This window comes from Tenacibaculum sp. 1B UA, from assembly GCF_033978845.1.
GTDB lineage: Bacteria > Bacteroidota > Bacteroidia > Flavobacteriales > Flavobacteriaceae > Polaribacter.
This window is the reverse complement of sequence record NZ_JAKVUA010000016.1, coordinates 21566-46522: the sequence shown is the minus strand read 5'-3', so window position 1 is coordinate 46522 and position 24957 is coordinate 21566. Positions and strand designations below refer to the sequence as shown.

The following is a 24957-nucleotide window of genomic DNA, read 5'->3' as shown; positions in this document are numbered from 1 at the left end:
ATTAGAAAAACTTTAAAAATGCTGTTAATAAAGCTACAGCAATTGTAGTTATTAATACTCCTCTCGCTCTATAGTCTTGTTTTTTCTTTAAAAACACCCAAAAAACAAATAAGTTAGGTATTGCTGCCAGAGCTATTACAGACCCTAATACGCCTCCTTCTCTTATTTTAGAGATCGTTTCTGAAATACTGAGTTCTGAAATGTACTCTAAATAAATAAAGAAGCCGCAAGTTGTTGCCAACAATGAGACTATGATTCCTATTAGTATTTCTTTTTTTATATGTCCCATGTGTGTAACTTTTGAATTGCGTGATGCGCTGTCATATCAAATTGAACAGGCACTACCGATATAAAACCATTTTCTAATGCCCAAATATCAGTATCTTGTCCTTTATCTCTATTAATAAACTCTCCTGAAAGCCAATAGTACTCTTTACCAAACGGACTTTTACGTTTATCAAACGTTTCTTTCCAATAACCATTCGCTTGTCTGCATATACGAACCCCTTTAATTTCGTCTTCTTTTAACTTCGGAATGTTTACATTTAAAATTACACCATCTGGTAATCCGTTTAATAAAACATTCAACGCTATTTTTTCTATAAACTTACGTGCAGCTCTAAAATCAGCATGCCAATCAAAATCTAACAACGAAAAACCTATTGCAGGAATTCCTTCAATTCCTGCCTCTACTGCAGCACTCATTGTCCCTGAATAAATAACATTAATTGATGAGTTTGCTCCATGATTAATTCCTGAAACACATAAATCGGGTGTACGGTTTAAAATCTCATTCTTTGCCATTTTAACACAATCTGCTGGTGTACCAGAACAACTATATTCAATTTGCGGACCTTCATCAATGGTTATAGGATTACAATGCAACACGTTATTCACCGTAATTGCATGTCCCATTCCACTTTGTGGACTATCAGGAGCCACCACTACTACATCTCCTATTTTATTCATAATTTCAATCAACATTCGAATACCAGGAGCTGTAATTCCGTCATCGTTCGTAACTAAAATCAAAGGTCTATCTTGCATAGTAAGTAAGTTTTACAACAAATGTAACATAAAAATTGGATTCTTTTTTTAACATTTTGTAAAGACAAATTGGTTCATTTTATGTGTAAAATTGTGGTAATCAAACCCAAGCATTATGGTACGGATTATTGTTTATATAACTATTTTTATAATTTCTTCTTTTTTTTCAATCATTTCAGCACAAAACGTCCCCACAATACCATGTAACGAAATAGATTATACCCAATTTGATTTTTGGGTCGAAAATGGGAATATTTATAACACTGAAGGAGAATTAATTGGTAATAACAACGTTATAAAAATGCCAAATGCTTGTGCTGTTCAAAAAATTGGAACTCAAAAACATTTAAAAGAAAAATAATTAGTTACAATTATTACAATAAATTTACATGGACAAAAAATTAAGATGGTTCTGTAACTCAAGTTTAGAGTTTTCTTAATGAAAGATGATAAAAAGATTAAAGAAGTTTTTAGAGGCATTTATAAAAAGTAATAATGTTAAAAAATTGGCATTATTTTAGTAGCTTAGCAACACAACGACTCAACACAAATTAAAAAGACAGAAGGTTTTATGAAGACGAAGTTTATTATACCATTTTTAGCAATCACACTTTTATTTTCTAATTCTGTTAGTTCAAATACAGTTCCTAACAGCGATCCAGAAAAAGATCGTGTAATTGTTTACGTTTTAAAAAATATTTTAAGTAGATATCATTACGTTCAAAAAAACTTAAATGATGATTTTTCTGAGCATGTATATACTACATTTATTGATGGATTAGATCCTAGTAAACGTTATTTTACTCAAGAAGATTTAAAAGAGTTTTCTCAATACAAATATCAAATCGACAATCAATTAAAAGAATCTAACATTGATTTTTACAAATTGGTGTATAAACGTTTTTTAGAAAAGATGGAATCAGGTAAAAAGACCTATCGTTCTTTATTAAAACAACCTTTCAATTATAAAAAGAAAGAGGTTATTGATGTTGATTATGATAAGGTTCCGTATGCTAAAAACGAAACTGAATTGATCAATTATTGGAGAAAACAATTAAAATTATCGATTTTAAGTAATATTGAAGATGCTGAAAATCAACAGAACGAAAAATTTAAAAAAGATAAAATCTTTAAAAAGAAAAGCTTTAAAGAATTAGAATCTGAAGCAAGAAAAAAGGTCTTAAAAAATATGGATGACTTGTACATGCGTATTGGTGAACTTGAGAATTCTGATTGGTATTCTACTTTTTTAAACAGTGTTGTTAGTGGTTTTGATCCGCATACAACCTACATGTCTCCTCGTATTAAAACACGTTTCGACCAAGAAATGTCTGGTAAACTAGAGGGTATTGGAGCTCGTTTACAAAAAAAAGGAATTTACACTCATGTTGTTGAGTTAATTTCTGGGGGACCTGCTTGGAAACAAGGTGAATTAGAAGCTGACGATATTATTTTAAAAGTTGCACAAGGTGATGAGGAGCCTTTAGATATTGTTGGAATGCGTTTAGATGATGCCATAAAATTTATCAAAGGAAAAAAAGGGACAGAAGTTCGTTTAACCGTAAAGAAAAAAATTGATGGATCTATTAAAATTATTCCAATTATTAGAGATGTGGTTGAGCTTGAAGAAACTTTTGTGAAGTCGAGTATTGTTGAAAAGAATGGTAAAAAATACGGAGTTATCAACCTTCCGAGATTCTATATAGATTTTAATGACTTGAGCCGTAGAGATGCTGCCAAAGACATGGAAAAAGAAATTGAACGTTTAAAAGAAGAAGATGTTCAAGGTTTAATTGTTGATTTACGTGACAATGGTGGTGGGTCATTAAAAACAGCTATTGAAATTGGTGGTTTATTCATTAACAAAGGACCAATTGTTCAAGTAAAATATCGTGGTGAAGATCCTTTGGTAAAAGCTGATACTGATCCAAAAATTCAATGGGAAGGACCTTTGGTAGTAATGGTAAATGAATTTTCTGCTTCTGCTTCTGAAATTTTTGCTGCTGCTATGCAAGACTATAAGCGTGGTGTTATAATTGGAGGTAAACAAACTTATGGTAAAGGAACTGTACAAAACGTGTTACCTATAAACCGCTTTTACGAACAGTATCCTAACGATTTAGGGGCTTTAAAAATGACGATTCAAAAGTTTTATAGAATTAATGGTGGTTCTACTCAAATTGAAGGAGTTTATTCTGATATTTCTTTACCTACCCGATATAGTTATATGGATTTTGGGGAGCGTGATTTAGATGGCGCTTTACCTTGGGATAAGGTACAACAAGCAAAATATACCGCTACTAATTCTTACAGTAATTTTGCTGATGTAGTTTACAACAGTAAGCAACGTGTTATGAATAACAATAGGTTTAATAAAATAAACGACTACGCTAAGTGGTTAAAGAAAAACCAAGATGAAAGAGTGTATTCTTTAAACTACGACACCTTTAAAAAAGAAAGTGAAACAAAAACTAAAGAAGGAAAACAGTTTAAAGATATTTTTAAGTTTGATTCTAACTTAACATTTGTATCTCCTAAATACGAATTAAATTTATTTAAAAAGGATACTGTTTTAGAAGGAAAGCGAGTTGCATGGCATAAAAATCTTCAGAAAGATATTTATGTAAATGAAGCGCTAAACGTACTAAGCGAATTAAAAATGAACAACAATCATGTTGCTGTAAAACATTAAAAAAAGGGTTCTTTCGAACCCTTTTTCTTTTTTACTCATTTTATGTTAAAGAACACTTTTTTAAACTTGTTGGCTACTTGCTCAAACGATAATAGCTTCAATATTTTATTGTGGCAAGAAATAGAAGAGCATTATACCAGTAAAAAAAGACATTATCACACATTAGAACATCTTGAAAACTTACTTTTTCAATTAACTCCTATAAGAACCAAAATAAGTAGTTGGAACACAATTCTTTTCACGCTATTTTATCACGATAGTATCTACAGCTCTTTAAAGAGCAATAATGAAGAAAAAAGTGCAGAATTAGCTTACAAAAGAATGAATCAACTTTCAGTTCCTAAAGAAATTATAGACAATTGTTATGCTCAGATTTTAGCAACTAAATCTCATAAAAACTCCGAAGATTTAGATACCAACTACTTTACTGATGCGGATTTATCTATCTTGGGGCAAGACTGGGAAGTATATACCCAGTATTACAAAAATGTTCGAAAAGAATATGCTCTTTACCCTAATTTAGTTTATAACTCAGGGCGTAAAAAAGCACTACAACATTTTTTAACAATGGAAAATATATTCAAAACCGAATATTTTTATCAAAAGTTCGAAGAAACTGCTCGCAAAAATATTCAACGAGAAATTGAGTTATTATAATAATTCAATTTTAACGACCAATCCTTCATTAGAACGGACATTAAACACTGTTTCGTCCTCAAAAATCAAGTATTGTCCCTTAACACCCACCAATTTCCCTGTATATGTTTCTTCTTTTTCTAAATTTAAACTTTTAGGTTTTTTAGGAAATTTTTCAACAGGAAACTGAATATTAGTTTCAGTATTATTGGCTATATAATATTCTTTTGCTTCATCAGGAATAAATTCTTTTAGTTTTTCTCGCCACTCCACCAAGTTTTCATCCTTAATATCATTTTTCAACATGGTTCTCCAATTTGTTTTATCAGCTACATGTTCTTTTAAAGCTACCTCGGTAATTCCTGCTAAATAACGATTAGGTACTTCTACAATCTCAATAGCTTCATGTGCTCCTTGATCTATCCAACGAGTCGGAACTTGTTGCTTTCTCGTCACCCCTACCTTTACATTGCTGGAGTTTGCTAAATACACAATATGCGGTTGTAACTGTACCTTTTTTTCATATTCTAAATCCCTATCTTCCTCTCCTAAATGCGCTTTACTCAATTCAGGACGCATAATCCAATCTCCTGCAGTTGGAATTTCAAAAAAGCATTTTTTACAAAATCCTTGACGATATATTTTTTTTTCTAAATGGCAATTTAAACACTCGTAAGTAACAAAACTTAAGGTTAACTCTTTATTCAATAACTGGTTCATATTCAAAAAATCAGCCCCCATGTTTAAATAATATTGAACTGTGCTTAAATTTTCAGTGGGCATTTTTTTTAAAACTCCTTGGTACTGCATGTCTTAAATTTTGTTACATTTAGCTTCACAAAATTACAGTAAAAAAATTGAATTAAGAGTTAATCTATGACGTTTCCATTTATAAATTCAATCATTTCTTGGTTCCTAAAAAAGCGCAAACATCAAGTAGAGCTATTTTTAAAATACCCCATTGATGTTCAAAATGAGCTATTACTAAAGCTTGTAAGTGCTGCTAAAAATACTGAGTTTGGGAAACAACAAGATTTCTCTTCTATTAAAAATTATACTGACTTCGCTAACAGTGTTCCCATTCAACGTTATGAAAGTATTGAACCGCTTATTGAACGTTGTAGAAAAGGAGAGCAAAACTTATTTTGGCCTACGCCTATACGTTGGTTTGCAAAATCAAGTGGTACTACTAATGCAAAAAGTAAGTTTATCCCTGTAAGTGATGAAGCCATTGAGTATTGTCATTTTAAAGCAGGAAAAGACATGTTATGTTTATATATAAACAATAACGAAAACGCAAAGCTTTTTACTGGTAAGGGACTACGTTTAGGTGGAAGCTCAGCTGTATATGAAGATAACAATACTTACTTTGGTGATTTATCGGCCATAATCATTGAGAACATGCCTTTTTGGGCAGATTTTAGCTCTGCTCCAAGACAAGAAACTGCATTGATGGGTGAATGGGAGGCAAAAATGGAAGCTATTATTAACGAAACCATTCATGAAAATATTACAAGCTTAGTTGGTGTTCCTTCATGGATGTTGGTTTTATTGAATAGAGTATTAGAAAAAACTGGTAAGGATAATATTTTGGAAGTATGGCCTAATTTGGAGGTTTACTTTCACGGAGGAATAAACTTCAACCCATACAGAGAACAGTATAAGAAACTCATTCCAAGAGACGATTTTAAATATTACGAAACTTATAATGCTTCCGAAGGTTTTTTTGCTATTCAAGACAGAAACAATTCCGATGAAATGTTACTCATGCTAGACTATGGGATTTTTTATGAGTTTATTCCTATGAGTGACTATAATGGAGAAAACTCTGTAGCAATTCCTCTTTCAGAAGTAAAAAAAGATGTTAATTACGCCATTATTATTACCACTAATGGTGGTTTATGGCGTTATTTAATTGGTGATACTGTTAAGTTTACCTCAACCAAACCTTATCGTGTAAAAATTACAGGACGTACTAAACACCATATCAATGTTTTCGGTGAAGAGTTAATTATTGAAAATGCTGAAGATGCTTTAAAAGTAGCGAGTGATAAAACCAACTGTGAAATTAAAGAATACACTGTTGGCCCTATTTTTATGAATGGTAAAGAGAATGGTGCCCATGAATGGATTATTGAGTTTAAAAAAGCTCCTGAAAACCTTACCGTTTTTACTGAAGAGTTAGATAATGCTTTAAAAAACTATAATTCTGACTATGAAGCTAAACGTTATAATAATATGACTTTAGCAATGCCTAAAATACATCAAGCTCGTGAAGACTTATTTTACGATTGGATGAAAGAAAAAGGAAAACTTGGTGGACAACATAAAATTCCTCGTTTATCAAATAATCGTGATTTTGTTGAAGAACTTTTAAAATTATAAGCGCTCTATTCTATTTTAATTTTAATAGGTAACTGATATTTCGTCACTACAGGAATCCCTCTTTTTGTAGCTGGACTTATAATTGGTAATTTTTCTATTGCCAACTTTATTATGCTATCTAATTCTGGTAATTGATTGATAACAACATCAGAAGTAGTGACCTTTCCTAAAACAAACTTTCCCTCTTTATTAATCAGAATATCAATTAAAACTTCTTCATCTAGGCTATTTTTAGTGACAAAGTTATATTCCTTTAAACTCGCTGTTACTCTTTTATGAATTTCATCCCTAAAACAACTAACTCTATCTTCTTTAAGTAAGTTTTTGCATTTACTAAAAGAAGGAGACTCATCTACTTTTGTAAAATCAACTACTGTATCTACAACTTGAGCGCTATCCTTTTTTGAGTATGAAAAAAAGTCGCAAGAAAAACATAGCAAAGCACAAACTAAAAAAGTCACATAGCGAAAACTCATCTTGTTGATTTTAAGATGAATATACAAAATTAAATACTATTGTAAAATCTCTCCTTGTAAGAAATAGTACTTTTTAATTTCTTTTAGTCGCGTTTTTGCATATTTCGTTAAAACTGAATCTTTTCTTTCAAAACGATTTATATAATTTTTATAGTGTTTATAAGCTATTCTTTTATCTTTATAATAATCCTCGCTAGTTTTAGCTAATTGATATAAAGCCTTATAATTTTTCCTATTTTCCTCAAAAGCTTTTTTATATGATTTAAGTTCTTCTTTAGGGTTACCTAATTCTTTATAGACTCTTGCTAATTGATAATATTCAACATCTCTGGGTTCTTTACCAGCAAAAGTTGCCACCATATAGTCTAACTGGGCTTTGTAAAATTTTTTCTTTTCAAAATTAATATCACCTAGATAGGTATATGCTTTAAAATCTGATTTATCTATTCTTATGGCCTTATTAAAATACTTTTTTGCCTCTTCGTATTTCTTTAGATTAAAATAACTACGCCCTAGCATTTTTTGCGTGTAATGTTCGTTGGGTTCCAAAGTATCTAATCGTTGTAAAAATTGAATAGCTTCTGTAAACTTTTCTTCTCTATATAAATTATTGATTTTTAACTTATTCAAATTAATATGATTCGGATCTACCGCCAAACCTCTATTTATAAAAATATTTGCTGAATCTTTATCGTGTAATAAAGTATAGGCTAATGCTAAGTGGTGAATAGATTTAATGTGGGTTGTATCATTTTTATAGGCTTCTAAAAAACTATTTATTTTTAGATTTCTCTTTTTTAACATTCCATAAGCAACTCCTAACCGGTAATGGTAATTTGCATTCGTACTATCTTGTTGAATGATGTTCTTAAAAATATCTATTGCTTTGGCTGGTTGTTTTGTTTGTGCGTACAATTTCCCTAGCTGATACTTAATAAGTAAGTTTTCAGCATCATTATTTATAACACCTTCATAAACATCAATAGCTTTTTGTGGTTTTTTCTCTTTTTTATAAGCTTTCGCTAACTTTACTTTTACTGAGTAATTATCCTGTAATTCTAATGCCTTTTCATAATATAAAGAGGCTTTTTTATAATTATCAATTGAAGCATAAATTGATGCTACCTTTGAAGTTGATTGAAATGTAGACGGCAACTCCTGTAACTTTAATAACGCTGTTTGATAGCGTCCTATATTCACTAAACTATCAATAGTTTTAAAAGTCGAAACTTGCGCTTCGACTTTTAGAAATACTATTACGAAAACAATAAGTAAAATTTTATTTCTCACGTTTCTATTTTTGATATTATTCGTTGGTTGTTGGTGACCAAGATACTTAATTTATTGGATGTTAAATGTGATGGGTAATGTATAGCCTACTCGTACCTTTTTCCCTCTTTGCTCTCCTGGCTGCATTTGTGGCAATTTTTGTACCAATTCTTCGGCATACTGTTGTAGTATTGAATGTGGTGCTCTTGCCTTTACATCAATTACGTTACCTTCTTTATCAATTTTAAATTGAACATAAAGTCTTTTCTTACCTGAATCTAAACCTAATTCATTTGCTATAGATGTATCAAAATTCTCTTTTACAAACTCCTGTAAACTTCTATTAAAACAATCTTTATCGCCTTCAGCACATCCTGGGAAAGTTGGTACTTTTTCTAAAAGTGAAAAAGGTATACTTCCACCTTTATCAACCATTTCCTTTATTTTTATTTTAACTAAGTCATAAGCTATAATCTTCCTATTACTTGTTCCTTTATATACTTTAACTCCCAACACTGAACCCTCGTCCTCTAAACTCTCTTTAAGAGCTAAAAACTCATTCTTCTCTTCTTCAGACAAATCATTAATTGACAATTCTTTACCTAAGTCTATCTTCTCTCCAAAGTAACGATCTAAATACGTACTTTTTTCTCCTTTAACTGAAGTAATTTCTCCATCTTTACTGTTATAAATTGTTACTAATTCTTTTTTCGCAATAGCTTCACTACTTTTATTCTCGTCTGAGCAAGCCGTATATAAAATCATGCTTCCTAAGAGTGGAATTAACAACAAATACTTTAGTTGTTTTACTTTTTTTGATTGTGTTTTCGTCATCATAATAATTCGTTTTTTGATTAATGAATGTTTATAAAATTGATTAATGAATGAAATATGCTCGACCTGAAAAATATCAGAGAGTAAATGGTTGATATAATTTTCTTTTTGGTCAGATTTACTAGCAACAGCATCTGAAATATATTCATGAACTAACGATATACGACTCTGATACACATACACCATAGGATTAAACCACATAACTATTTTCAAAAACTCAAAAAACAATAAATCTATCGTATGCTTTTGGTCACTATGCACTAACTCATGCTGAATGATTTTTTCTCTTTTTGGAGAAGAAATGTCATTTCCTAAAAAAATATAATTGAAGAATGAAAACGCCTTCGTTTCTTTTGGCAATAAAACCAACTTATAATTTTCTTTTCTTGCAACGCCATATTGTAAAACTAATCGGACGATGCGCTCCAGCTTTACTAAAAACACTACAAAAAAGAAGATACAACCACTCCAAAACAATATCTCTAAATAATTGAAGGATTGATACCAAGCAGCTTTTTCAATCACTTTTTGTGGAGATAAAACTACTTCTGGTAATAAAATATAGTACTCTTGCGGCACCGCTTTTTGAACTGTAGAAATTTTTAACAATGGTAATATGAAAGAAAGTATTGCTGTACCTAACAAATACCATCTGTTTTTTACAAAAAAGGTTTCTTTACTTAAAAAGAAATCATACACTGCTACAAAAAGTACTTGAAATAATATGACTTGAATGATATAATTAATCATGGCTTCTTGTTTTTATTCACCTCTTTTAAAATACTTTCTAATTCTTGAATATCCATTTTGTTTTCTTTCATAAAAAATGATACCATACTCTTAAATGACCCTCCAAAATAACCATTCATTAACTTGTGCAAACTCTCATTGCTATACTCTGACTTTTCCACTAACGGATAATACACATAACCTCTACCCTTTGGCTCATGCCCTACAAATTCTTTAGTCTCCAAAATTCTTATAATAGTTGAAACTGTATTGTATGCTGGTTTTGGTTCTGGTAATTCTATTATAACTTCTTTTACTGAAGCTTTTTTCAACTCCCATAACACCTGCATTATTTGCTCTTCTGCCTTCGTTAATTGTTTACTCATTATATATTTTTATGAAATGTTCTGAAACAAATATAACTAAAAAATTAGTTTAAACTAATTTTTTAGTTAATAAATATGTAACAAAGCTTTCTTATCTTCGTCTTATCTATAAAAAAGTTAATGGATATATTTTTAGTTATACTCGGTTTTGTATTTGCTTGTTTAGGGATTATTGGTTCATTTTTACCAGTGTTACCTGGCCCTATTACTAGCTGGGTAGGTTTGTTATTATTACACTTAACAGAAGCTATCCCTCAAAATTGGACATTTTTAGGAATCACTTTAGCCATTGCTGTCATTATATTTTTTCTTGATTATTTTATTCCAGCTATGGGGACCAAACGTTTTGGAGGTACGAAATATGGAGTATACGGTACTACTATTGGTTTAATTATTGGATTACTCTCTCCTATTCCTTTCGGGATTTTAATTGGCGCTTTCGTAGGTGCTTTGGTTGGTGAATTAATTTATGATAGTAAAGATACTAACAGAGCTATCAAGGCATCATTTGGTGCCTTTTTAGGTTTTTTAGCTTCTGCAACTATTAAGTTTTCTATATCTATAGTATTCTTAGTACTGTTTTTTGTTAAGTTCTGGGAGTATAAAGCCGCTTTCTTTTAGGAATAAGCTCATTATATTTAGCTTTTTACTTCCAATCATGAGATTCCTCCTCGTACCTCGTTCGGAATGACAGGTATTCATAATTTAAAAAGTTAGCAAATACACTTAGCCCCGATTGGAGCATTTATTTGAGTTCCTCAAAAAGAGAGAGTACGGAAAGTGGGAAATAGTCACTAAAACACGTAACTAAACTGCAAAAAAAAAGCAACCCATCTAAGGGAAGCTTTCCATTGGTTAACAAAACCATGATACTATTTAAAGTATCTAACAACACAACTAAATGCTGTCTTTTTAAAATTAGACAGCCTGCAAATATACATCCTTTTTAGAAACTCACAAATAAAAATTTACTTTTTTATAAAATCTATGTGATACTACCATTGTCTAATTTTGTAATTGATTGTATCTTTGCACCTTTAAATTAAAATTACTTAAAAATTAAGTCAATGCAATTATCAGAACAAGAAGTTGTACGTAGAGAAAAACTATCAAAATTACGTGAACTGGGTATCAATCCATATCCAGCAGATTTATTTCCATTCAATTCAAATTCCAAACAGATTAAACAGGAATTTAAGGAAGGTAAAAAGGTAGTAATTGCTGGTAGATTAATGTCTCGTCGTATTCAAGGAAAAGCTTCTTTTGCTGAATTGCAAGATAGTGAAGGACGCATTCAGGTATATTTTAACAGAGATGAAATTTGTACAGGTGAAGACAAAACTTTGTACAACGAGGTATACAAAAAGTTATTAGATATTGGTGATTTTGTAGGTATTGAAGGAGAGTTGTTTAAAACTCAAGTTGGAGAAATCACTGTAATGGTAAAAGATTTTAAATTATTAAGTAAATCTTTAAAACCATTACCACTACCTAAAGTAGATTCGGAAGGAAATATGTTTGATGGTTTTACTGATCCTGAAATGCGTTACCGTCAGCGTTATGCTGATTTAGTGGTAAATCCGCAAGTAAAGGACGTGTTTGTAAAACGTACAAAGTTATTCAACGCCATGCGTCAGTTTTTTAATGATGCAGGATATTTTGAAGTAGAAACACCTATTTTACAACCTATTCCAGGTGGCGCCGCTGCAAGACCATTTATTACACATCACAATGCATTAGATATTCCATTATACATGCGTATAGCGAATGAGTTATACTTAAAACGTTTGATTGTTGGTGGTTTTGATGGTGTATATGAGTTTTCTAAAAACTTCCGTAATGAAGGAATGGACAGAACACACAATCCAGAATTTACTGCAATGGAAATTTATGTAGCTTATAAAGACTACAACTGGATGATGGAATTCACTGAAAAATTGTTAGAGCATTGTGCTTTGGCAGTAAACGGAACTACAGAAGCAACTTTTGGAGAATATAACGTTAACTTTAAAGCTCCATATGCACGTGTTACGATGGCAGATTCTATCAAACACTTTACTGGTTTTGACATCAACGGAAAATCAGAAGATGAAATTCGTAAAGCTGCTCAAGACATGGGTATTGAAGTAGATGATACCATGGGTAAAGGAAAGTTAATTGATGAAATTTTTGGTGAAAAATGTGAAGGGAACTACATACAGCCTACGTTTATTACTGATTACCCAAAGGAAATGTCTCCGTTATGTAAAGAGCACCGTGACAACCCTGAATTAACTGAGCGTTTTGAGTTAATGGTATGTGGTAAAGAAATTGCCAACGCATATTCTGAGTTAAACGACCCAATCGACCAACGTGAACGTTTTGAAGCACAGTTAAAATTAGCAGCTCGTGGAGATGACGAAGCAGGAGAATTTATCGATCAAGATTTCTTACGTGCGTTAGAATATGGTATGCCTCCTACTTCTGGATTAGGAATTGGAATGGATCGTTTGATTATGTATTTAACAAACAATCCGTCAATTCAAGAAGTGTTATTCTTCCCACAAATGAAGCCTGAGAAGCAAGCTCCTTCGGTTGAATTAAACGATGATGAAAAAGCGTTGTTAACCTTATTAGAAAAAGCAGAAAAAATAGATTTAAACGAATTAAAAGCACAAAGCGGTTTATCTAATAAAAAATGGGATAAAACCATTAAAGGATTAACTAAAAATAGTCTTGCAAAAGTTGAAAAAACTGAGGAAGGTTTGTTTGTAGAAATTGTATAAATTTACCCTGAGCGTAGTCGAAGGGGTTTCAAAAACTAAATAGAATTGAAAAGCAATCTTACTGGTTACTGAACGTAGCCGAAGTAAGATTGCTTTTTAGTAGAGTTATACATTGTATATATAAAGTAAAAACATGTTCTTAATTAAAAGTCGAATTATTTTGAAACCTCTTAATTTCTGTTTCAAAATCTAACCCAAAAGATTCCAAATAACTTTCTATTTCTCCTAACCCCATTTTTTTTCTCCTTTTATTAACTCCATATGGGTCAGACAACATGTATAAATGTTCATCTTTTATTTGAGTCCCATAAATTTGAGGTTTATTATTATATGATAAAAATCTATCCTGTATAAAAGGTAAAAAATTCTTATTTAAGACACCTGATTCTACAGCGCTTATAAATTGCTTATAGTAATATGCTATCCATTCTGGAGAAGAGTGTTGAATAACTAAAAATATTGCAATTTCACTTTCCTTACTCTTTATCTGTTGTTTATTTGGAAACCCACATTTAAGTACTATAGATGTGAATATTTGTAAATTTTTATCATCAACATCCTCCATATTTCCAACTCCATTATTTCTAACATCTTGGTCATTTTTATATATTTCAGTTAATAAATCATCTATTTTTTCACAATCTATATCATATAAGTCAAAATCAATTTTTGGTTTCTCGTAATTTTGAATTAAATCATTAATTACTAATTCATGTTTATTTTCTCTATATTTTGAGCATGATGAAAAGATTAATACAAATAAAATAACTAACAATAGATGTTTTTTGTTTTCAAAGATCATAATTACAATAATTCAATTTAATTATTTTCCCTTCTTCTTCTTTAATATCGGAATTACTTAAACACATATATCTAAACTGACAATCTTTACACTTTTCTACCATATCATTACTAATTCTCCATTTTTTTTTAAATTCTTTTAATTTAATTATATCAGTTATTTTGGAATCTCTCACATTACCAAATATTTTTTCATGAGAAATATAATTTTTAAAAGCTCCTGTTTCATCTATACATACTTTTTTATTTAAGCCTACATTAAAATTTTTAGCTTCACAAAAAAATTTAGTATTCGAAGTCAGTAATCTTTTATCGTAAATCTCTTCCCCTCGCTTGTCTATTTTTTTCCTAGTATATATTATCTTACTTTCAGGATTTCCCTTTGACAAATTAATCTCTTTTTTAGACGAAAATATTACTACAGTAACTCTTAAGTTTTCTCTAATTAACTCCTCAAGTATACTTTCCTTCAAATTAATACTATCTTCTATATACAACTCAATAACTTTAATACCTGATTTATTAAACTTCTTCATCACTTCAACAAAAAACTTTTTAAAGGACTCTTCAAAAAATCTGATTTGAAGGGTTAAACAGCCCAATTCATCAAGTTCTTTAATCAATTTAGATAATGAAAAAGAACTATCGTTGGTTACATTAATAACTGAAGATATTACTTGATTGGGCTGACTAAACTCAGTACTCAACTCTGGAAAACTATCTGGTTCAGATGTAATAAAACCATACTCTTCATCAATTAAAAATTTTAAATACTTATCAATCCCTAAATCAATCTCATTTTTAAAAAAAAAGTTTTAACTTTTCAATAGAAAAGTTATTTTTTTTATTCACTTCTAATGTATTATATAAAAGATTCGGGATTTCTATATATTCATCTCTTTGTAAATCCATTATTACACTAAAAGAAATACCTTTAACAGGCTGACAGCATTCAAATAATTTGAAATACTTCTCATTATCAATCATCAATAAAAATATTTGAGTTTCGTTTATAAAAAGTTCCTACTATAATGTTTCCTGAATGCTTTTTAGAATAAGCAATATGTGTAGGTTTATTTTTGTTAATTTTTTCTTTTTTTAAAAAATAGAAATTTGCTGGTATAGAAGAATTTCTCTCAAGTTTTATAAAGTCATCACTCATTACTTAAATAATTATAAATTCGTTTATCAATATTGAAATTACAACTCTTCGAAACAAAGTCAAATTGACCCACTGGATTAATTTCTAGAAATATATACTGCCCTTTTTTATTTTTAATAAAATCAATTGAACCAGTATTTAATTTAGATAACTCCATCAATTTCTTTATTTGATTTTGTATTTCTTTTGGCAACTTATATGGTACCATTCTATTTGGCTTTTTTTCATCATAATTCCTGAAATCAATTTTGGTTTTTTCATTATTCTGACTAAATATACATGATGAGAAAAACTCACCATTTAGGTAGAAAGTCCTAATTTCATATTCTTTAAAAATATTTTCTTGAAAAATTGAAGGGCCAAACGAGTCTGGAACATCATTTATGTCATATATGGCTGTAGTTTTATTAGATATCCAAAACCCTTCATTTAGATAAGACTTATCATGGAAAGCTTCATGAATCGCTTTACAAATCAACCCATTACTAGAAACACTTAAAAATCTTACTACCTCTTCACGATTATTCGTAATAATTGTTTTAGGTATTGTTAAACCTACCCCTTTAGCTAATGAAAGTGTCTTAATTTTATTTAACCCTGTTATATTATAACTACCCAATGATTTTTTAACAATATTATTAAAAAGATAATCTTTAAAAATTTTATAATTATTCAATATACTTCTGTAAGCGGATTCACTATTTATTGAATCTTTAGAGTTTAATGAAATATTAAAATCATTTACCCCACTATATGGTCTACGAAACCAAACACTAGTTATATCTAACTCTTTATTACTTTTATTATCTGTTAATTTTATTGATCCTTGTTCTAACTTTATACTAAAACTTAAATCATTGATAAACAAAGAAATATATCCGAACTGTTTTTGATTTTCACCATTATGTCTTTTAACTAATTTTTTATTGTGAATAAAATGGTCTAAAACCAAATTGGTGGAAGTATCATTCTCTTCCGATAAAATTAAAACCATGCATATATCTTTTACAAAAAAAGTAATAGTAAAGTAACGACTTTACTATTACTTTAACTAATTTACTTTACTCGAAAAGTTTTTTAAAATCATTCCATGTTGGATAGTTATCTCTCCAAGTATAGTCATCAGACCCTTCTTTAGTTTGTGTGCATTCCGTGTGTTCAGTAGGTTCAACTCCACCATTAATGTTCTTCAAACTTGTTCTTTTACATTCAAATTGACTAAATTGTTCTAATAATAAATCTTTTTTTTCATTATTTTTCGATTATTTAATTGTACCTACTCTATGAAAAGGCTTTTCGGTTTCCGCCTATTATCATAATAAAATTTTAATCTTGATTTTTAATAAATGAGAAGTCAGCAATTTTATATCTTTTCTCTTCATAAAACCAAATCTATTCTAATTGTATTAGGTAACAAAATATTTTCTTGTTTTTTTCTGTATATTTCTTAGCTTTATAAAGTTTAAGTACCAATCCAAGTTACTACTTATATTCTTTACCAGTAGTGAGATTCTCCTTTTAAACAATTTTTCATAACTTTAAAGAACTATGAAAAAATTGTTAGAATACTCTCCTTTTCACTTTTTGGTGTGCCTTATTGTTGGTATAACACTCCAGTTTTATATACAAGTTTGGCACTTTAATTTTATATACCTAAGTTTCTTTTTAATAAGTTTTCTAGTTGTTTTATATCTTTTAAAAAAAACTGAAATGCGAAAAGCATTTAGTATAGCTGGACTGCTGTTCTTTGTTTTTACAGGAATTAGCGCTACGTATATTCACAATCCGAAAAATTATGCGAGTTATTATGAACATCAATTAACTGAGAGTTCTACCTATATACTTGATGTACAAAAAGTATTAAAACCCGGGAATTACTACACAAAGTATGTTGCCAAAGTTTCACAAGTTGATTCTACTAAAACCACTGGATATATTCTTCTAAATATTCAAAAGGATAGTTTATCCCATCCTTTAAAAGTTGGTTATCAAATTTTTATTAAAACTCCTTTTAAAGAATTGATTCCGCCTTTAAATCCACATCAGTTTGATTATAAACAGTATTTAGCCAAACAATATATTTATAATCAAGTATTTTTAAACAAGCAGCAGTTCAAACAATTAGAGAATACTAACTTTTCTTTAGTTGGTTTATCAGCTAATATCAGAGAGAAAGTACAGGCTTCTTTAAAAAAATATCATTTTTCAAATAATGAGTTTGCTGTAATTAATGCTTTGTTGTTAGGACAACGACAAGAAATTTCAAAAGATTTGTTAGAAAGCTACACAAATGCTGGCGCTATTCATATTCTAGCTATTTCTGGGCTACATATTGGTATTTTACTGTTACTCCTCTCCTATTTGTTTAAACCTATAGAAAAGCTTCCTTACGGGGTGCTTATAAAAACCGTTTGCATAGTATTGTTTCTTTGGAGTTTTGCTTTTATAGCTGGTTTATCCGCGTCAGTAGTTAGAGCCGTAACCATGTTTACTTTTGTGGCTATCGGGCAATCGTTTAAACGTAAAAAAATTATAGAGTACTCCTTAATCAGCTCTATGCTCTTCCTGCTTTTGATAAAGCCAATGTTTTTATTTGATGTCGGATTTCAATTGAGTTATTTAGCCGTTTTTGGCATTGTTTGGGTACAGCCTTTACTCTATAATCTTTGGAATCCTAAGTTTTGGTTACTTGATAAAGGTTGGAGCTTGTTTACGGTTTCAGTAGCAGCACAAGTAGGAATCTTACCTATTAGTTTATATTACTTTCATCAATTTCCTGGGTTGTTTATTGTATCAAACTTAATTATCATTCCTTTTTTAAGTAGTATTTTACTCCTAGGAATTGTTGTAATTCTTTTAGCTGTCTTAAACAGCTTACCTCAATTCATCGCTGATGTTTATGGATCTATTATTTCTTTAATGAATCGTTTTGTCGATTGGGTTTCACATCAAGAACATTTTTTATTGAAGGAAATTTCTATGCCTTTAACAACTATGGTAGCTTGGTATGTTTTTATTGTTTTCTTATATCGAGTTTGGGTTCGAAAAACTTTAAAAAGTACTATTTTCTTATTGACTTCAATTATAGTTCTACAAGGAGTCTATTTTTATGAAAAATATCAAATTAGTAACAAAGATGAGTTCATTGTGTTTCATAAAAGCCGCCAGTCTGTTTTAGGAAAAAGAAGTGGTAAGGAATTATCAATTTTTAGTTCTTTAAATGACTCTGTTCTTCTGCAGCAAAAACTATTACAATCTTACAGGGTTGGTGAAGATGTTTCCTCAAAAAGTATTGATTCAGTTTTTAACATCATCTCATACAAAAACAAACAAATTTTGATTGTGGATAGTTTAGGAGTGTATCAAATAAATGGCGTTCAAAATCCAATAGTTATTCTACAAAACAGTCCCAAAATAAATTTAACTAGACTTATTTCTACGCTAAAACCTCAACAAATTATTGCTGATGGCAGTAACTACAAATCGTATGTTATTAGATGGAAAGAAACTTGTTATAAACAAAAAACACCATTTTGGTATACTGGCCAAAATGGTGCTTATATTTTTAAAGAATAGATTTTACATAGCGCTTTTAAAGCTTTTTTCAAACTCTTTCCAAGGTGTATTCTTGTAATTATCCTTATTAAAATATGCTAGTATTTTTTCAAATCTTTTTTCTTCTAAGTACCCAGGTACATTTTGTAACAATTGTCTTTCAGCATTAAAAAAAGCTGTTGACGGGTAGCTTAACTGCCCTTTCATAATCGCTGCTGCTAATTGATGATATCCTCTTCTCCCTTGAGCTTCAAACTTAAAAGTTTTTCCTTGAAAAGTAATATCGTGTTTTGCTTCTCCGTTTAATTTTACTGGATAATAATGCGTATTGATATATTCAACAATTGTTTTATTTTTATAAGTGGTTTTATCCATTTTTTTACACCAACCACACCAATCGGTATAAATATCTACTAAAATTGGTTTTGGATCTTTCTTGCTCATTTCCATTGCCTTTTCAAAGCTTAACCAATTTACTTTATCCTGTGCCTTTACCCCTAGTGAAATAACGGTTAAAACTACTACTAATATTATTTTTTTCATACTTCTTAAGTCTCAATAAGTGTTCCAAATTTACAAAAAAACCTGCCAATATTTAAAGTTGACAGGTTGTAAAATATTCTTTTAACGTTTATTTAGAGTTATTTAACTCCATGCATTAATTTTTTAATTACTGGATTTAAAGCTATAACTAATAAACCTGCTATTGTTGGTACTATCGTAAAAATTAAAAAGAACGTTGATAAACTGTATTCTTTAGTAATATTTTCGATTTGACCTCCAAATACTGCTGCTAACTTGTTTCCTATTGCAATAGCTAAGTACCACATACCAAACATAAATGCAATCATACGTGCTGGTACTAATTTAGAAACATAAGAAAGTCCTACTGGTGACAAGCATAATTCACCTAATGTATGGAATAGATATGCTAAGATTAACCATACCATACTTACTTTTACTCCATCGGTAATTCCATAAGCTCCAAAAGCTAACAAACCGAATCCGACAGCCATAATAATTAAACCTAAGCCATATTTAACAGCTGCAGACGGATTGTATTTTGAATCCCACCACTTAGAGAATAAATTAGCAAAGGCTATGATAAAAAATGAGTTTAAGATTGAGAACCATGATACTGTAATTTCTGAAGCTTCTGCAGAAAACTCAGCATATAACATCCATCCTACTAACACCCAAACTCCTAAGAAACATATAGCTAAAACAAAGTTTGATACTGGAATTCTTTTACCTGTCTCTTTTCCTAATAAATACAACACCCATGTAATAATTACTAAAGGAATTACTGTTAATAATGTATTTACGATGTTAAAAATTGTTTGTGCATTTCCTGTTAAAACTCTGTCAACATTATCACGAGCAAAAAGTATTAATGAAGTTGCCCCTTGCTCGAAACTCATCCAAAAGAAAACTGTGAAAAATGCGAAAATAATTACTGCTATCATCCTGTCTCTAACAACTTTTGTATATCGAGATATACGAGAAATTGTTAAAAACAAAAAGACAGCTAAACCAAACAACACTGCTACATACTGTCCATCAAAATCTCCTACTTTTAACGCACCGAAAACATCTATTCCTCCAATTTTTGATAATGGATCATTAATTGCATACCCTAAACCAATTACTGAAGAAATAACGATTAAAATTTTATCTAAGCTTGTAAAAGGGTTTGCTTTGTCACTTTCATTAGTCGTTTCTACAACAGACACTTCACTACTTTCTTCCTTTTCTTCTGTAGAAGGAACATCGCCAATAGTACCAAATAATGGTTTCGCTAACCAAAATTGTAGAGTCCCAAATAACATAAAAATTCCTGCTAAACCGAATCCCCAAGACCAACCTACTTTTTCAGCTAAATATCCGCATAACATCATTCCGAAAAATGCTCCCGCATTAACTCCCATATAGAAAATGGTATAAGCACCATCTTTCTTTTCTGGTAAATCTTTATACATTTCAGAAATAATAGAAGTCATATTAGGTTTAAAGAAACCTGTACCTATTACTAATAAAGCCAACCCTACGTATAGCCAAAACTCTGTTTCAATTGCCATAGCAGCATGCCCTAAAGTCATAATTATCGACCCTATAACCACTGCCCAACGATATCCTGTTAATTTATCAGCTATAATACCTCCTAAAATTGGTGTTAAGTACAACAACATTGCATAGGTACCAAATAATGCCCCTGCGTTTTCTGCAGACCATTCCCAACCTGGGTTAGCTCCAACTGCTGCTGCTGTTAAAAAGTTTATTAATAATACACGCATTCCATAAAACGAAAAACGCTCCCACATTTCTGTAAAAAACAGGACAAATAACCCAGATGGATGACCTAATACCTTAGATTTAAAAAAATCATTTGATGTAACTGAACTCATATTTATTTATCGTTTATATATAACAAACCTCATGATAAAAACTATCATGAGGTTAAATGTTCCTTATTATTTTACTCCGTGCATTAACTTTTTAAGTGGGAAACTTAAAAGGAATAGTACTATACCTCCTCCTATTGGAATCCAAACTAAGATGTTAAAGAAATCAGACATAGAAGATTCTTGAGCTATCTTTTCCATATAACTTGAAAAAGTACCTGCAATCATATTACCCATGGCAGAGGCAAAAAACCAAATACCAAACATAATACCTAATAATCTTTTTGGTGATAATTTATTTACATAAGAAAGTCCAACTGGTGATAAACTTAACTCTCCCATAGTATGTAATAGGTAAGCTAAAACTAAAAAGATCATACTAGCCTTTTGTATGGAATCTCCTCCAACATTTGCTGCTCCAAACACCATTGGTATAAAACCTAATCCAAGTAATATTAATCCAATAGCAAACTTTTGAGGTCCGTTAGGGTTGTATTTTGTTTTTGCTAATTTTTGCCAAACCCAAGAAAATAATGGCGCTAAAGTGAAGATAAATAACGCATTTAAACTTTGAAACCATGTTGCTGGCACCTCAGGGTTTTCGTTAAAAAATTGATTATAAATCATATACCCAATAATTCCCCACAAAATAACAACACTTAGTGCCATAAACATCATTGCTGTAGCATACATTTTACCAATTGCTTTAAACATTCCTATAAATAACCATGTTAAAATTATTACTGGTAAAGCTGATAGTAAAGCTCCGAAAATTTTAAAAACAATTACTCCTGTTCCTTCTAAACTTCTATCGGTATATTCACTTGCAAAAATATTCATACTTGAACCTGCTTGCTCAAAAGCTGCCCAGAAAAAGATAGAGAAAAATGCTAAAACACCAACAACTATTAACCTCTGAGTTTCAACTTTTGTTAATGGCTTTTTTTCTGTTTCTGTAGTTTCTTTAGAAACTTCTTTCTTTGGTGCTAATCCAATTTCTCCAAACATTTTTTGTGCTAAATGAAACTGGATTAATCCTATAAACATAAATATACCTGCTAATCCAAAACCATAATGCCAACCTAGGGTTTCTCCTAAATAACCACATAAAATTGATCCCAAGAAAGCTCCTACGTTAATTCCTTGATAAAAAATAGTATATCCTGAATCTTTTTTATCACTTCCTTCTGGGTATAATTGCCCTACAATTGAAGAAATATTTGGCTTAAAAAAACCATTTCCTATAATTAATAAACCAAGTCCTAGGTAAAACGCTGGCATCGGTTCAAAAGCTAACGATAGGTGCCCTAAAGTCATTAATATAGCACCTATGATAATTGCCTTTCTAAATCCTAAAATTTTATCGGCTATAATTCCTCCAATAATTGGAGTAATATAAACAAGCATTGTATACCAACCGTATAAACTACTAGCGTCGCTTTTAGTCCATCCTAAACCTGGATTATCACTTGCTACTTCGCTAATTAAATATAAAACCAGTAAAGCTCTCATACCGTAGTATGAAAAACGTTCCCACATTTCTGTAAAGAACAACATAAATAATCCTACTGGGTGTCCAAATATTTCCCGTTCGGTTGCTACATTTTTAGCCATAATATATTGTTTTAGTTTATAAGTTGTTTTTAATAAAGTTGGTCATTTTGGTATACAGGTGTAAACGAGTGTTGCCTCCATAAATACCATGATTCTTATCTGGATACATTCCCCATTCAAACTGCTTGTTTGCTTGAATTAACGCTTCTGCCATTCTATAAGCATTTTGCACATGTACATTATCATCACCTGTTCCGTGAATTAATAAGTATTTCCCTTTTAATAACTCTGGATAATTTAATGGTGAGTTATCATCATATCCTGTTGGGTTTTCTTCTGGTGTACGCATGTAACGTTCTGTATAAATTGTGTCATAAAAACGCCATGTAGTAACTGGTGCTACTGCAATTGCTGCAGCAAACACATCATTTCCTTTTAATAAACAGTTTGTACTCATATGACCTCCAAAAGACCATCCCCAAATACCAATTCTATTCGCGTCAACATAAGATAATTTTGCTAACTCTTTAGCCACAGAAATTTGGTCTTCAGTTTCATACTTTACTAAATTCATGTAAGTAACTTTCTTAAAGTCACGACCTTTAAAACCTGTACCTCTACCATCTACGCAAACAACTATGTAACCATTTTGTGCTAACATTTGGTGCCAATAATCATTTGAACCATTCCAACTATTTTTTACATTTTGAGAACCTGGTCCTGAATATTGATACATTAAAACTGGGTACTTTTTATTAGTATCAAAGTTTGCAGGCTTAATAGTGTACATATTTAAGTCGTTTCCATTTACATTAATTGTAGAAAACTCTTTTTTACTTAAATTATATCCTGCAATAGTTTCTTTTAAAGCTGCATTATCTTTTATAGTTTTTAACACCTTTCCTTCATCATTTCTTAACGTATACACTGGTGGTGTATTTACGTCAGAAAAGGTATTAATAAAATAGTGCATATTTTTACTAAAGGCAGCATTGTTTGTTCCTGAAGAGTTGCTTAACAACTTTTTGTTTTTTCCTTCTAAAGAAACACTATATACTCCTCTATTGATAGAACCATTTTCTACTGATTGATAATAAATAGTTTTCTTATCTGCATTATATCCGTAGTATGAAGTAACCTCCCAATTTCCTTTCGTTACCTGATTTAATAACTCACCGTCCTTATCATAGTGATAAATATGGTTGTATCCATCTTTTTCACTTGTCCAAATAAAACTATTATCATCTAAGAAAGTTAAATCATCTGTAATATCTACATAAGCTTTATCAGTTTCATTTAAAACAACTGAACTATTAAAAGTAGTTGCGTCAACAAAATACATTTTTAAATCGTTTTGATGACGGTTTAATGTTCTAACTGCTAAAATATTTGGATTGTTTGTCCAATTTATTCTTGGAATATATTCATAATCTCCAACTCTAATTTCAGCCGTTTTATTAGTTGCTAATGAAAATATACGCAAAGCTACTTTAGCATTTTCTTCACCAGCCTTTGGATATTTAAACACATGCTGTGTTGGATACTTTTCTTTTCCATATACGTCCATTGAAAAAGTTTTAACTTTACTTTCATCAAAACGTAAATATGCTAAATTTTTACTGTCTTTACTCCATTCAAATGCTTTTACGAAACCAAATTCCTCTTCATAAACCCAATCAGTAATACCGTTAATGATTTCATTCTTTTTACCACTATTGGTAATTTGAATTACAATATTGGCGTCTGAATAATCTTTAATAAATAAATTGTTGTCTTTAGCGTACGCTATTTTTTTACTGTCAGGAGAAAAAGTTGGCTCCTGAATATCTTCTCCTATTAAGTCTAATGATTTTGTAGCTATATCATACACATAGAATGTACCTAAATATGAATGACGAAAAATTTGTTTGAAGTTTGTTCCTAAAATTAACTTAGTCTCATCGTTGTTAAAGCTATATGATTGAAAATATTCTAATCCAGCTAAATCTTTACTATCAACTATAGTTGCTACTTTTCCTAAAGTTTCGTAGCTATATTTATCTACAGTAGAACTACCTTCTCCATAATTCAATAGCGAATAAAAATCTCCATTCATAGAATTTAAAGAGTTCATATAATCGGCTCTAAACGTGCCTTTTCGCCATATATCCTCTAAAGAAATATCTTTTTTTTGAGCTTGTACCAGCGAAGATATTCCTATAAACAATAGTAATAATTTCTTCATGTTAAGTTGTTGTTTATCTAAAAAGTTTGCCAAGTTTACG

The 24957-nt window shown here is 30.4% G+C and carries 22 protein-coding genes; 7 read left to right on the top strand and 15 right to left on the bottom strand.

Going from position 1 to position 24957, the window contains the following annotated elements; genetic code table 11:
* Position 1 precedes the first annotated feature (1 nt).
* Positions 2–289: a hypothetical protein gene (locus tag MK851_RS12215; protein ID WP_320244195.1), complete on the bottom strand. Its 288-nt coding sequence runs from the start codon at positions 287–289 to the stop codon at positions 2–4.
* On the bottom strand, positions 277–1047 hold the full coding sequence (gene surE, locus MK851_RS12210; RefSeq protein ID WP_115901697.1) for a 5'/3'-nucleotidase SurE: 771 nt from the start codon (positions 1045–1047) through the stop codon (positions 277–279). Before surE ends, MK851_RS12215 begins: the two co-directional genes overlap by 13 nt.
* A 115-nt stretch (positions 1048–1162) precedes the next feature.
* On the opposite strand from surE, the gene MK851_RS12205 reads away from it, so the two are divergent.
* From MK851_RS12205 to MK851_RS12195, 3 genes are all read left to right on the top strand, one after another.
* Complete coding sequence (locus MK851_RS12205) at positions 1163–1408, top strand: hypothetical protein (RefSeq protein WP_320244194.1); 246 nt, start codon at positions 1163–1165, stop codon at positions 1406–1408.
* Between the two features lie 210 nt (positions 1409–1618).
* Entirely contained in the window at positions 1619–3739 is a 2121-nt protein-coding gene (locus MK851_RS12200) for a carboxy terminal-processing peptidase (RefSeq protein WP_320244193.1), read from the top strand.
* A gap of 42 nt (positions 3740–3781) precedes the next feature.
* On the top strand, positions 3782–4396 hold the full coding sequence (locus MK851_RS12195; protein WP_320244192.1) for a hypothetical protein: 615 nt from the start codon (positions 3782–3784) through the stop codon (positions 4394–4396).
* Here MK851_RS12195 and MK851_RS12190 read toward each other — a convergent pair.
* Positions 4391–5185 (bottom strand): DUF2797 domain-containing protein, encoded by a 795-nt coding sequence (locus MK851_RS12190; RefSeq protein WP_320244191.1) that lies wholly within the window; start codon positions 5183–5185, stop codon positions 4391–4393. The two genes, MK851_RS12195 and MK851_RS12190, sit on opposite strands and share 6 nt — an antisense overlap.
* Positions 5186–5251: 66 nt before the next feature.
* Here MK851_RS12190 and MK851_RS12185 point away from each other — a divergent pair, with 66 nt between their 5' ends.
* Positions 5252–6760, top strand: coding sequence for a GH3 auxin-responsive promoter family protein (locus MK851_RS12185; RefSeq protein ID WP_320244190.1), 1509 nt, complete (start codon positions 5252–5254; stop codon positions 6758–6760).
* A gap of 5 nt (positions 6761–6765) precedes the next feature.
* Here MK851_RS12185 and MK851_RS12180 read toward each other — a convergent pair whose 3' ends face one another.
* From MK851_RS12180 to MK851_RS12165, 4 genes are read right to left on the bottom strand one after another with little or no spacing between them, the layout of a single operon-like run.
* Positions 6766–7236, bottom strand: coding sequence for a hypothetical protein (locus tag MK851_RS12180; protein WP_320244189.1), 471 nt, complete (start codon positions 7234–7236; stop codon positions 6766–6768).
* Positions 7237–7272: 36 nt separating this feature from the next.
* Positions 7273–8526 (bottom strand): tetratricopeptide repeat protein, encoded by a 1254-nt coding sequence (locus tag MK851_RS12175; protein WP_320244188.1) that lies wholly within the window; start codon positions 8524–8526, stop codon positions 7273–7275.
* Positions 8527–8577: 51 nt separating this feature from the next.
* Complete coding sequence (locus MK851_RS12170; RefSeq protein ID WP_320244187.1) at positions 8578–10089, bottom strand: M56 family metallopeptidase; 1512 nt, start codon at positions 10087–10089, stop codon at positions 8578–8580.
* Complete coding sequence (locus MK851_RS12165) at positions 10086–10454, bottom strand: BlaI/MecI/CopY family transcriptional regulator (RefSeq protein ID WP_303509457.1); 369 nt, start codon at positions 10452–10454, stop codon at positions 10086–10088. The genes MK851_RS12170 and MK851_RS12165 overlap by 4 nt, the downstream gene beginning before the upstream one ends.
* Positions 10455–10574: 120 nt before the next feature.
* On the opposite strand from MK851_RS12165, the gene MK851_RS12160 reads away from it, so the two are divergent.
* Positions 10575–11075: a DUF456 domain-containing protein gene (locus tag MK851_RS12160; RefSeq protein ID WP_320244186.1), complete on the top strand. Its 501-nt coding sequence runs from the start codon at positions 10575–10577 to the stop codon at positions 11073–11075.
* Positions 11076–11521: 446 nt separating this feature from the next.
* A complete protein-coding gene (gene lysS, locus MK851_RS12155) occupies positions 11522–13219 on the top strand; it encodes a lysine--tRNA ligase (protein WP_320244185.1) in 1698 nt (565 codons plus the stop codon).
* A 139-nt stretch (positions 13220–13358) separates the two neighbouring features.
* Here the strand turns inward: lysS and MK851_RS12150 are convergent, their stop codons facing one another.
* The 4 genes from MK851_RS12150 to MK851_RS12135 form a co-directional block, all read right to left on the bottom strand.
* The gene (locus tag MK851_RS12150) at positions 13359–14021 is read right to left on the bottom strand and encodes a DUF6624 domain-containing protein (protein ID WP_320244184.1); all 663 of its coding nucleotides are present in this window, start codon (positions 14019–14021) and stop codon (positions 13359–13361) included.
* A complete protein-coding gene (locus MK851_RS12145) occupies positions 14011–14643 on the bottom strand; it encodes an SPASM domain-containing protein (RefSeq protein ID WP_320244183.1) in 633 nt (210 codons plus the stop codon). Before MK851_RS12145 ends, MK851_RS12150 begins: the two co-directional genes overlap by 11 nt.
* Before the next feature lie 531 nt (positions 14644–15174).
* Positions 15175–16176: a grasp-with-spasm system ATP-grasp peptide maturase gene (gene gwsG / locus MK851_RS12140; protein ID WP_320244182.1), complete on the bottom strand. Its 1002-nt coding sequence runs from the start codon at positions 16174–16176 to the stop codon at positions 15175–15177.
* Between the two features lie 67 nt (positions 16177–16243).
* A complete protein-coding gene (locus MK851_RS12135) occupies positions 16244–16375 on the bottom strand; it encodes a hypothetical protein (protein ID WP_320244181.1) in 132 nt (43 codons plus the stop codon).
* Between the two features lie 355 nt (positions 16376–16730).
* Between MK851_RS12135 and MK851_RS12130 the strand changes: the two genes are divergently transcribed.
* Positions 16731–18758 (top strand): ComEC/Rec2 family competence protein, encoded by a 2028-nt coding sequence (locus MK851_RS12130; RefSeq protein WP_320244180.1) that lies wholly within the window; start codon positions 16731–16733, stop codon positions 18756–18758.
* Between the two features lie 3 nt (positions 18759–18761).
* Here MK851_RS12130 and MK851_RS12125 read toward each other — a convergent pair whose 3' ends face one another.
* The 4 genes from MK851_RS12125 to MK851_RS12110 all read right to left on the bottom strand — a co-directional run bounded on the left by MK851_RS12125 (position 18762) and on the right by MK851_RS12110 (position 24917).
* On the bottom strand, positions 18762–19280 hold the full coding sequence (locus tag MK851_RS12125; RefSeq protein ID WP_303509466.1) for a thioredoxin family protein: 519 nt from the start codon (positions 19278–19280) through the stop codon (positions 18762–18764).
* A gap of 98 nt (positions 19281–19378) precedes the next feature.
* The gene (locus MK851_RS12120; protein ID WP_303509468.1) at positions 19379–21142 is read right to left on the bottom strand and encodes a peptide MFS transporter; all 1764 of its coding nucleotides are present in this window, start codon (positions 21140–21142) and stop codon (positions 19379–19381) included.
* A gap of 66 nt (positions 21143–21208) precedes the next feature.
* A complete protein-coding gene (locus tag MK851_RS12115; RefSeq protein WP_320244179.1) occupies positions 21209–22753 on the bottom strand; it encodes a peptide MFS transporter in 1545 nt (514 codons plus the stop codon).
* A gap of 16 nt (positions 22754–22769) precedes the next feature.
* Positions 22770–24917 (bottom strand): S9 family peptidase, encoded by a 2148-nt coding sequence (locus MK851_RS12110; protein WP_320244178.1) that lies wholly within the window; start codon positions 24915–24917, stop codon positions 22770–22772.
* Between the last annotated feature and the right edge of the window lie 40 nt (positions 24918–24957).